The organism is Clostridium saccharobutylicum DSM 13864, assembly GCF_000473995.1.
Lineage (GTDB): Bacteria > Bacillota > Clostridia > Clostridiales > Clostridiaceae > Clostridium > Clostridium saccharobutylicum.
This window is the reverse complement of record NC_022571.1, coordinates 4,101,638-4,114,095: the sequence shown is the minus strand read 5'-3', so window position 1 is coordinate 4,114,095 and position 12,458 is coordinate 4,101,638. Positions and strand designations below refer to the sequence as shown.

Below are 12,458 nucleotides of genomic sequence, written 5' to 3'. Positions count from 1 at the left end.
CCTAGAAAATAAGGTGAATCATATCATAAATCTAAGTCTCAAGTTTGTTTATTTATATTTTAAAAAATTATATAAACTAAATTGATTAAATAAGCATAATATATACGTAGATTAAATTAATGTTTTAACATTATTCAATGGATTATAAATATATGTTTTTTTGTTTGATTTGGATATCTATAGAAAGCTATAGATTTCTATTGGGAGGGAAGTATGAGATTTATAAGGAAATTTTGTTCAGGTAGAAATGATGCTAAGTATAGGGTAATAGCATATGTATATGGTACTCCAAGCACTATGAATGTATCAGAGTTAACTCATGCTAATTATGCATTTGGGCATATTGTTAATAATAAGGTTTTTATTTCAAATGGTGATGAGGTACTAAGGTTAGTTTCTTTTAAAGCTTATAATCCCGATTTGAAAGTTATTATTTCAATAGGGGGATGGGGAGCAGACGGCTTTTCTGATGTGGCTTATTCAGTAGAATCAAGAGAAGCATTTGCAAATAGTTGTTTAAATATCTTGAACATTTATGGAGTGGATGGAATTGATATTGATTGGGAATATCCTGTTAGTGGTGCGTGTGGATTGATTAAATGCCGTCCAGAAGATAAGTATAATTTCACATTTTTACTTCAGAGTATACGAGATAAGATAGGAAATAATAAGATACTTAGTGTGGCAGCAGGTGCAGATAAGTTTTATATTAACAATGTAGAGATTAATAAAATAGTAGATATATGCAATTATATAAATTTAATGACTTATGATTTTGGTCAGGGAACTCATAATTCAAATCTTTATCATACATCTTCGGGTTATGATCCGGGTATCAGCTGTGATGAATCGGTAAATATGTATCTTAATGCTGGTGTTCCAGCTAATAAAATTAATCTTGGAATTCCATTCTTTGGATATTACAACAATCATTCTCTCTCGTATTTCACTCTTGTTAATGAGTATATAAATAAAAATGGGTGGACGAGATATTGGGATGATGAAGCTAAAGCTTCTTATTTGAAAAATAACAGTTCTTTTATAACTTATGAAGATGAAGAATCAATAAAATATAAAGCTGATTATATAAAATCAAAAGGTCTTGGAGGAGCAATGTTCTGGGAATATAATCAGGATTATATGGATATGCTTTTAAATTCACTTTGGACGGATTTAAATAAAAAAAATTAATTTATAAAGTATCAGAATATTGTTCTGATACTTTAATGTAGTATCAGAATGATGCTTTTTGTCGCAGAATGTCATGAAAAAATTAGAGGTTTTCTTGAAGAAATAGAGAATACTGTAATTAAAAAGCGTATCAAATAAAATACCAGGTTAGTATATGATATATACATATATATTGTAATTTTAATTTTGTATAAGAATTAAGTTGTTGTTATATAAAATTAAAATTTAGACATAGATATTATGTTTTTTATGCATGATTATTTTAATTAATAAACTATGTATGATTAGCATTACCTGACTAAATACAAATTAATTGCTCACTTGTTATTTTGTTTCATATGCTTAAATATTTCGTAAAATTAATGTTAAAGAAAGGATTTAAAATCAAATGTATATAAAATTAAAAGATTATGAAATATTAGGTGAATTATATAGTGGATTAAGATCAAAGATTTATAAGGGAAAGAGAATTTCTGATGGATATCCTATTGTTTTAAAAATGATGAATGCAGAATGCCCTAATAGTGAAGATATTAAATCGTTTCAGAAAGAGTTTGAAATAGGAAGTAGAATTAATAGTAATAATGTTATTAAGTATATTGATATTGTGAAATTTAATCATTCATTGGGAATTGTTGAAGAATATTTTAGTGGCGAAACTATAGATAAATTTAATAAAGTTAATATTAAAGAATTTTTATCAATTGCGATTGGAATTTGTAATGCTTTAAAGAAGATCCAAGCAAAAAATATTGTTCACGGGGCTATTAATCCTTCAAATATATTATATGATGGAGAGACTGGAGAGATAAAAATTATTGATTTTAGTAATGCTAAATGCTTACAAAATGAGAGTTATATAGATGAGAATAATAATATTTTTCAGGGCTCCCTAAATTATATTTCTCCAGAACAAACTGGAAGAACAAATAGATCTATGGATTATAGAAGCGATTTCTATTCTTTAGGAATAACGTTTTATGAAATGTTAACAGGAAGACTACCATTTAAATCAGAAGATACTATGGGCCTTATTTATAGTCATGTAGCAAAACAACCTGAGAGTATAACAACATTAATTTCTGATATACCAGAAGTTGTTTCTGATATTGTTTTAAAATTAATTGCAAAAGATCCTGAAGAACGTTATAAGTCAGCTTCAGGTTTAAAGAAAGATTTAGAAAAGTGTGTTATTGCAATAGAAAATAATGAAAGTATGAATTTTGAATTGGGCAAATATGATTTTTCGGGAGAGTTTTGCATACCTCAGAAATTATACGGACGTGATAAAGAAATTAAAGAGTTAATAGAGTCATTTGATAGAGTTAGAGAAGGAAGTATGGAAATACTGTTAATAGCAGGTTCGCCAGGAGTAGGAAAATCTGCTTTAGTTAATGAAATTTCTGATAGCATTAAGCAAAAAAATGGATATTTCCTTTTTGGAAAATTTGAACAGTTCCAAAATGACATACCTTATAGCACAATAATTCAATCGCTAGATAAATTTATTAAGCAGTTACTTGTAGAACCATCAAGTGAGCTAAAGAAATGGAAAGAACGTATTTTAAAATGTGTTGGAAACAATGGACAAGTGATAATAGATGTTATTCCAACTTTAGAGCTAATTATAGGAAAGCAGCCAGAAGTACCTCAATTAGGCGCAATTGAAACTCAGAATAGATTTAATTTGGTGTTCGGAAATTTTATGAAAATAATAGCTACAGAGGAACATCCATTGGTAATGTTTATTGATGATTTACAATGGGCAGATTCTGCTAGCCTTAATTTCATAAAGATGATGATGATGGATAAATCTAACAAATATTTATTAGTAATAGGAGCATATAGGGATAATGATCCTAATCTACTTCGTCCAATAATGTCATGGATGTATGAAATTATTCAAGATGGAATAACAATTCATACAATTGATTTAAAAGTTATTGAGAGAAAAGATATTAAGTTACTTTTACAAGATACTTTGGTAGGGCTTGAACAGGATTTGAATGATATCGAAGAATTATCAGATTGCATATATAGTAAAACACAAGGTAATCCATTTTTTGTAAGACAGTTTTTGAGATCTTTATATGATTTTAAACACTTATGGTTTGAGTATAATTTAATGAAATGGTGCTTCAATACTGAAGAAATAAGAAAGATGAATATAACAGAAAATGTTATAGATCTTCTAGATAGTAAAATTAAAATGTTAAAACCATCAGCTATTGAGTATCTAAAGTATGGAGCATGTATGGGAAATGAGTTTGATTTGCAAACATTAGTTTTAGTAAACGATAAAGATGGTGAATCAATATTAAATTCATTAAAGGAAGCTGTAAAAATTGGTTTGATTTATGATTTACATAATAACAGAGAATCAGATCTACTGAAGGCGGATATTAAATTTAAGTTTGTTCATGACCGCGTTCAGCAGGCAGTATATTCTATAATATCTGATGATGAAAAATGTTCGATACATTTACAGTTAGGTCAGCTTTATTTAAAGAATTATGCGGAAGTTAATAAGTCTGAACAATTATTTGAAACAGTGAGACAGCTTAATGCAGGAAGCATAATAATAACAGATAAATTTGAAAAAGTTAAATTAGCAGAGTTAAACTTAAAAGCAGGTATAGCATCAAAACAATCTTCTGCATATTATTCTGCATATACTTATTTTAATGAAGGAATTAAGTTATTAGCTAATAGCAATGGATGGCAGGATTTTTATGATATAACTCTGCAATTATACTCAGAAATTACAGAAGCAAGTTATCTTATAAGCAACTATAATAAAATGGATAAATTTGCAGCAGTAGTTTTGGAAAATGCTAAAACATTAATGGATAAGGTTAACGTTTATAGAGTTAAAATTGAAGCATCTCAAGCTCAATTAAATGTACAGGAAGCATTAGATACTGCTTTACCAGTTCTTAAATTAATGGGAATAGATATTAAAGCTAATCCTACCAAAGAAGACGTAGATGAAGTGTTTGAAGAGGTATGGAATATAGTAAGAGAAATTAAGCCAGAAAATTTAGTAAAGCTACCAGAAATGAAAGATAAAGTAATGCTTGGAGCAATGCAGATTTTACTTGGAAGTATATCTGCCGCATATAAAATAGCGCCAATGGTCATGAATATAGCTGTGTGTAAGATGGTAGAACTTTCAATAAAGTTTGGTGATTCTCCATTTTCACCTGGAGCATATTCACTTTATGGACTTGCTCTTTGTTCATATATAACCAATATAGAGTTAGGGGATAAACTTGAGGAATACATAGAGCTTGCTTATAAATTAGGAAAAATAAATGCGCATATTGTAGAAAAGCCTAATATGAAACCATCTAAGGTAGTAGTTTTAGACGTGAATAATTCATCAGTAAATGAGTGGAAGGAAAGTCTTAGAGATACGCTCAAACCTCTTATGGATGGATATCTTGCAGGAATAGAAAATGGTAATTTTGAGTATGCGGGTTATTGTTTAATGAATTACAATAAACATTCATTTTATTCTGGTAAAGAACTTAACATAGTTGAAGATGATATAAAGAAGAATATAATAAAGTTACAAAAAATAAAACAAGGATTCAGTGTTAACTGGGTATTTGTTTTTGGACAGATTGTTGAGAATATTCAAGGAAAATCAAAAGATCCAATTAAACTTACAGGAGAGTTTTGTGATGAAGATGAAATGATTTTGATACTTGAAGATATTGGTGATATGTTAGGTTTAGTATTTCTATACCTAGGAAAGATGAGACTTGATTACATATTTGGAAATTATTTTGGCGCTATACAATATGGAAAAAAGGTAGAAGAAAACTTAGCTGGAGCATCTGCAACTATAGATATAGCAGTTTATTATTTTTATGATTCACTTTCAAGATTAGCTGTACATTTCACATTAGCAAAAGAAGAACAAATTGCTAACTTAACAAGAGTAAGCAGAAATCAAGAAGTTATGAAAACTTGGGCAAAGCTTGCGCCAATGAATTTTATGCATAAGTTTTATTTAGTCCAAGCAGAACTGTGTAAAGTAAATGGCAATTATAATGAAGCTAGACAATGTTATGATAAATCAATTAAGTTAGCTAGGGAAAATGAATATTTAAATGATGAAGCTTTAGCTTATGAATTAGCAGGAAAGTTTTATTTAGATGAATGCAAGAGAGATGCGGCGAAAGTATATCTTATTGAAGCTAAAAATAAATATGAACTTTGGGGAGCAATAGCAAAAGTAAATGAAATGAAAAATAGGTATCCAAGTTTAATGGAGGAAACTGATGATAATATAAATTCAACTCAAGGTATGGATTTATTTTCAATTATGAAGGCTTCGCAAGCAATTTCGAGTGAAATAAATCTAGAAGGATTACTTGGTCGCCTTATGACAGTTATTTTAGAAAATATGGGAGCACAAAGAGGATTTCTTATATTAAAATCACATGATGCACTAGTTATTAAAGCTTATGTAGATGCAGTACGCAACAAAAAGGAAATATTGACTCTTCAGCCACTTGATGAATTTGAAGAATTACCAAAAACAGTTATCAGATTTACAGCAAGGACAGGAGAAAATGTTATATTTCCAGAAAAAACGGATAAATTTTTATTTGATGAGGATCCATATATTATTAATAAAAAGCCAAAATCATTCTTTTCAACAGCAGTTAAGATAAAAAATACAATAAAAGCAGTATTATATCTTGAAAATAATTTAGTTGAGGGAGCTTTTAAGCCTGATAGAGTAAAGGTCATTGATATTTTATCAACTCAAGCAGCAATTTCTCTTGAAAATGCTATTCTTTATAATACTTTAGAGGAAAACATGAATGATAAACTTCGAGATAGTGAAAATAAGTTAAGATTTACAGTTACTAATGCAGGTTTGGGGCTTTGGGAATGGAATATAGAAACTGGAGAAATTAAAATTAATGAAGAATGGGTTTCTATGGTAGGTTATACTTTAGATGAATTAAAACTTCAAAATATAGATATGTTTTTTGAAATTATGCATCCTGATGATATTACGAAGTCAAAGGAATGCTTAAAGAGATGTTTTGCTAAAGAATTAGATGTATATGAATGTGAATTTAGAATCAAACATAAAAATGGTGAGTGGGTTTGGATATTAGGAACAGGAAGAGTTACTGAATGGAATACAAGTAATAAACCGATTAAAATGTCTGGTATTCATATGAATATATCTGAAAGAAAAGTAGTTGAAAATGAGCTTAAAATGGCAAAGAAAGCAGTTGAAGAAGTAAGTCTTTTAAAAAAGAAATTTCTTTCTAATTTACCTAATGAAGAGGGAAGTTCTAATAACATTGATAATAAAATAAAAAATATACCAATTATGATAAGCAAAACAAATGAAATTGATAAAACCAATACTATCATAGAGGAAGTTAATGCTATCATTAAGGACGAAATACAAAAGTACGGAAAAACTGAAGTGGAACTTATTAGAGCAAAGGCAGAAGCTAATAAGGCAAATTTAGACAAGACTAATTTTATTGCAAATATAAGCCATGAGCTTAGAACACCAATTGCCGTTATATTAAGTGGAATACAATTAATAGAAGCTAATATTAAAAATAATTCGGCTGAAAATAATGCAAACTTATTTAATCATATAAAGACGATTAAGCAGAATTGTTATCGATTATTAAGATTAGTAAATAATATTATTGATATAACTAAAATTGATGCGAGATTGAAAAAATTAGAGCTTAAAAATTTAAATATTATTAACTTAATAGAGAATATAACAACATCGGTTATAAAATATGCTGAATTAAAAGAAATAACAGTATTGTTTGATACAGATGAAGAAGAGCGGATTATAGCTGTAGATTCTGATAAAATTGAAAAATCATTACTTAATCTTCTTTCAAATGCTATAAAATTTACACCGAAAAATGGTTATATATTTGTGAAAGTTTTAAATGAAAACTCTAAGGTTATAATTTCTGTAGATGATACTGGAATAGGAATACCAGAAGAAAAAATGGATATTATTTTTGAAAGGTTCCATCAGATCGACAATACATTCACAAGAAGAAATGAAGGAAGCGGAATAGGACTGTCTATTGTGAAATCTTTTATTGAACTTCATGGAGGAAAAATATCTGTATCTAGTGAGCTAGGTAAAGGTAGTAAGTTTATTATCGAAATCCCAGTTAAAAGGTTAGATGAAGATGAAGCTGAAGATATACAAACTCAAGTTGAGAATGCAAGTAGTTGTGTTGATATAACTGATATGGAATTTTCGGATATCTATTTTGATTAGAATAAAACTAAAATTACATATAACAAACATATGAGTAAAGTTAAGCCGGCGGCTACCACAATATATGCTAAATATTGAGAAAAACAAAGCTGTTTATGATTGAAATTTATTAATTTTTATAAGAGAACTGGATTAAATTTACCCATAGGATAAACAAATTGTAATTTAAAACTATGTGTTGACTAACTGAAAATATAGTACTATTCATTAAAATATTCTTTAAGAAAATTAAGTTTCATTGTGGTGAATTACGACAGTAGTTTTAAGTTATAAGTTGTTCGTCTATGTAATAAAGTTACATTTGGTTAATAATACCTGAAAATTTCGTGATTTTTATGTTGTTTATTTCAGAGCAATGTGATAGAATTTTACCTGGATATTGAAAATTATTGATTTATATTTTATAAGATACAAAAGTTCTAAAAAATATAAAGCTTTTAATTGAATATTAAAAAAAGTAAAAAGTGAAAAAGGCAAATCATGGGAAACTGTGAGACGCAAAGCCAAGGGCCTGAACCACTAAAGTTATTTAGAAATATGAAAAAATAGACTAGTTGATGTGCTTACTATTCTTAAATATTTCTTATGTGGATGGCAGCCGGTTACCACGGGAGATCATAGGAATGGAACTGTGATTAATATTTTTTTGGTCCATTTTTATTGACCTATTTCCCTTTTTCACGATGAAAGGTAGGGTCATATGAAAAAAAGTTTTTTAAGGAAGATATCATTTATGATGTCATCGATGTTTACTTTGGTTTCGAAAGCATCTTTGGTAAACGTATCCGTAGCGAAAAATAATGATGAAGGAACTTCAAATGTAGATTCGTTGCTTGGCAATGTTAGTATGGATGAAGTAAATTCAATCATGACAAAATCACAAACAGATTATAATAATGCAGTTATTTTTAATCCAGAATTATATGATGAAGTAGATAATAACAAAAGTTCGTTGTTGAGTAATATTATATGCACTTGTACAATGCAAGATGATATGATATCCACTTGGAGTTCTAGGTATGGAATTGTTGATTATAATGTTAGTGAAATGTTTAATCTTTCAGCTATGGTTAAATAAGGGTGTTTAGAATAACTTAGAATGTAATACAAGGTAAGGGTAATTTATTAATTGAGAGTAATAAGTCACACTTAAGTGGCTAGAATGAGAATTATAATATAAAAAGGGTATTTTATATTAATAAGAAATATTAAAGAAAAAAATAATAATAGGGAAGTATTCAGCGTTAATTTATGTAGTTGAATTTATTCAAATTTATGGGATTGGCCTCTGTTAATAAGCAGAGGTCATTTTTATTTGATTTTATAATAAAAAATTTGCATTATTTATAATTATGAAAAACTATTAATTAGTAAAGTGTTGTTTTTGACAATTTAAGTAATTTTATGAAAGTTTTTAAATTACTTAATAGTAATTGAAAATATGATGACGTATAAGATGTTTTTTGTTGGTACATATTGAGAATGTAAGAATATAGTGTATAATTATGTCGAGGGGTGATTATGTGAACAACTTAAAAGTAAAATCAAAATTAATATTATTCTCAGCTATATCGTTGTTTCTTACAAGCATAATGAGTGGGGTTGGATATTATTATATTTCAAAGTCGAATAAAGATATTACAGCATTATACAAAGATAATTTATTGAGTGTTCAATGGTTAAATGACAATAGAAATCAAGCTAGAGCTATAGAAGCAGATTTATATTATATATTATTGCATACAGAAGATAAAAATAAACAAAGTGAGACAGTAAAGGATATTGAAACAAGACAAAAAAATTTTTCTGAAAACTGGAAAAAATATAAGCAAGTTGCTAATGATCAATATGAAACAGATAGGATTCCGGTTATTGAAAGTAACCTTGAAAAGTATACAAGCGTAAGAGATTCTGCTATTAAATTAGCAGTTCAAGGTGATCAAAAAGCTGCAATGGATGAACTTAAAACTGTTGATAGCAATGAAAAACAATTTCAAGATGCGTTAAAGGAAATTGCTATATATAATACTAATTTGGCAGAGCAATTAAGTATTCAGAATACTAAAAATTTTGATACTTCTAAAGTGGTATTTTTAATAATCTTTTTGATTGCAATAGGTATTGGGACAATTCTTACATTTATTATTTCAAAGTCTATATCATATCCTCTTATATTAGGTGTAAATCATTTGAAAAAAGTAGCTGAAGGTGATTTCACAACTAATGAATCGGAACAATTTATAAATAGAAAAGATGAGATTGGTGAAATTGCAAATACGATACAATTGATGCAAAATTCTTTAAAGCAGTTGATTGGAAAGGTAAAAGATGAATCTAATTCCATAGAAACAGTAGTAATTAATGTTTCAGAAGATATAAATAATTTAAATGGAAACATAGAAGAGGTGGCTGCTACAACAGAAGAATTATCTGCGGGTATGGAAGAAACAGCAGCATCTGCACAGGAAATGAATTCAACGGCTAATGAAATAGAAAGAGCTGTTAAGTCCATAGCTAAAAAAGCTGAAGAAGGTGCAATGGAAGCTTCTGAGATAAATAAAAGAGCAATTGACACAAGAGATAGTGTTATAAAGTCACAAGAAAGAAGTTTAGGTATATTTAATACAATAAATGAGAGCTTGAAAATTGCCATGAAACAATCAAAGGTGGTTGAAGAAATTAATATATTATCTGAAACAATTAAAGGAGTTTTGGGTCAAACAAATCTGTTAGCATTAAATGCATCTATTGAAGCTGCAAGAGCTGGAGAAGCAGGGCGCAGTTTTGCAGTTGTTGCCGATCAAATAAAAAATCTTGCAGAAGAGTCTGAAAATACAATAATTGAAATACAAAATGTAACTAAAAAAGTAATATCATCAGTAAATGATTTATCATCTAGTTCACATGAACTATTGAATTTTATGTCTGCAGATGTGCAGGATGATTATAATTCTATGATAAATGTTGCAGATAAATATAGCAAAGATGCTGAATTTGTAAGTAATTTAGTTTTAGATTTTAGTTCTACTTCGGAGGAACTTTTAGCTTCGCTTCAGAATGTAGTAAATACAATAGAGCAGGTGGCTGCAGCTTCCAATGAAGGGGCAGAAGGAACATATAATATTGCCGATAAGATAGTTGCTATAACTGAAAAATCAAATGGAGTTGCTGAAGAAATGGCGAAATCAAAGAATAGTTCTCAGAAATTAAATGAGCAAATATCCAAGTTTAAGATATGATTTAGACTTAGGTAATAACTTACCGAAAGAAGTTGCATTCTTTTTCTCGGTTGCTATATAATTCGGATGTGGATTTATATCAGCAGAAGTTGACCTATTCATGCATGCTCCTCAAGCAGAAATAGAACAACTTTTGCTGAAGAAATATCTACAGCAAAATTATAAATGCAACACTCCGAAAAAGAATTCAGCTTCTTTCTAGTTGAAATAATTACATAAGTAGTAGTTTGTTTATTTATAGATAATGATCCTAATTGAAATTCAAAAAATACTGATATTTCTGTAATTGTAGCAATTTATATGTCCTATATTATTGTACTTTTGTTAATTTAATTATAATTTGGATGATTTGATTTTGTTAGAGTTTTTTATTTTTTAGGAAATTATAATGCAGTCAAATCTGTGGATGATTTTTAGAAGTAGAACAGACTTACAGTCTGCGAAGCAGATTATTTTATATTAAAGTTAACTAGCACAACGCGTTAATTTAAGAATTAGACTTATAATTAAAATATATATACGTACTTTTAAACTTTAATTCGCATCTATACTAGAAATTAGGGATATGTTTTTGGGAAGTGTTTCATTAGGAATTTTTATGGTTTTGATTCTTAGAGCATAAGTTGTTCCCAATATGCTAGTTCAAAGCTTGAATTTGAGGCTAGCGTTTTGGATGCAACTTATGCTCTTAGAATCATCCATGAAAATTCCTTAGAAACCGGAACAATAACATATCCCTAATTTCGGTAAGCCACTACATAAGTTTAAATTTCAAGTTGTTTATCTGTAAAGCTATCTATTATTTTTCGTGCAAGGGTAAATTTGTCTGGAATATTTGGAAAGTTATCTTTTGTGAACCAATCAGCATGTAGTATTTCTTCTCCATCAACTTTAATTTCACCAGATTCATATTCGGCAGTAAATCCGATCATTAATGAATTAGGAAATGACCAAGGTGAACTTGTATAATAATTGATATTTTTTATTTTTATGCCAACTTCTTCGAAGACTTCACGTTTTACAGCACTTTCTAAATCTTCACCTGCTTCTACAAATCCAGCAATTAAACTATATTTATTATTTTTAAATCCTTTATTATGAGCAAGAAGTATTTTATCACCATTAATAACTGCAACTATTATAGCTGGACAAATCACAGGATACATTACATTATTGCAATTAGGACAAACTTTAGCTATTTCATCATTTTTGTTTTCTGTTTTAGAACCACATTTTCCACAAAATCTATGGGTTTTATCCCAATTTAATATTTGAGTAGCTCTTCCCGCTGCTAAAAATAATTCTTCCTTAACAAATGATCCGAACTCATATAAAGGTATTATTTCAAAATCACCCAATAAATCAACTTCTCCAACAGCTTCAACAGCAAAACAAGATTTCTTATCAATTGTCCCTATAAAAAATTCATTTTCATATTTAATGTTTAATTTTTTAATGTCATCAAATATTGGAATAGTTATATTATCATCTTTTTTCTTAATCAATAAATTTCCTTTAAAGAACGTAAAACATAAATCATTAAGATTGCCTTTTCTAAATATATTAGATATTATTTTTAAATTATCGCCCATATCTACTAAATCCTTTCATTCTGTATAATCGTAATTAAGATAATTAATTTATATTTTATTTTAATGGTTAGTTATACTATTAATTGTAGTATATATATCATAATAAGTCACACGTTATGTAAAGTATTAATGTATTTA

5 protein-coding genes and 1 riboswitch are annotated in these 12,458 nt (G+C 28.2%); of the genes, 4 read left to right on the top strand and 1 reads right to left on the bottom strand.

Going from position 1 to position 12,458, the window contains the following annotated elements:
* Positions 1 to 213: 213 nt before the first annotated feature.
* The 4 genes from CLSA_RS18000 (at position 214) to CLSA_RS17985 (ending at position 10,728) form a co-directional block, all read left to right on the top strand.
* On the top strand, positions 214 to 1,191 hold the full coding sequence (locus CLSA_RS18000) for a glycoside hydrolase family 18 protein (protein WP_022748556.1): 978 nt from the start codon (positions 214 to 216) through the stop codon (positions 1,189 to 1,191).
* Positions 1,192 to 1,579: 388 nt separating this feature from the next.
* Positions 1,580 to 7,489 carry an AAA family ATPase gene (locus CLSA_RS17995; protein WP_022748553.1) on the top strand — a complete coding sequence of 1,970 codons (5,910 nt, stop codon included), beginning with the start codon at positions 1,580 to 1,582 and terminating at the stop codon, positions 7,487 to 7,489.
* 462 nt (positions 7,490 to 7,951) lie between these two features.
* Positions 7,952 to 8,099, top strand: a riboswitch (cyclic di-GMP riboswitch).
* 90 nt (positions 8,100 to 8,189) lie between these two features.
* Entirely contained in the window at positions 8,190 to 8,567 is a 378-nt protein-coding gene (locus CLSA_RS17990) for a hypothetical protein (protein ID WP_022748549.1), read from the top strand.
* Positions 8,568 to 9,012: 445 nt separating this feature from the next.
* Positions 9,013 to 10,728: a methyl-accepting chemotaxis protein gene (locus tag CLSA_RS17985; RefSeq protein ID WP_022748545.1), complete on the top strand. Its 1,716-nt coding sequence runs from the start codon at positions 9,013 to 9,015 to the stop codon at positions 10,726 to 10,728.
* A 764-nt stretch (positions 10,729 to 11,492) separates the two neighbouring features.
* On the opposite strand, the gene nudC is transcribed toward CLSA_RS17985, so the two are convergent.
* On the bottom strand, positions 11,493 to 12,320 hold the full coding sequence (gene nudC / locus CLSA_RS17980) for an NAD(+) diphosphatase (RefSeq protein WP_022748541.1): 828 nt from the start codon (positions 12,318 to 12,320) through the stop codon (positions 11,493 to 11,495).
* Between the last annotated feature and the right edge of the window lie 138 nt (positions 12,321 to 12,458).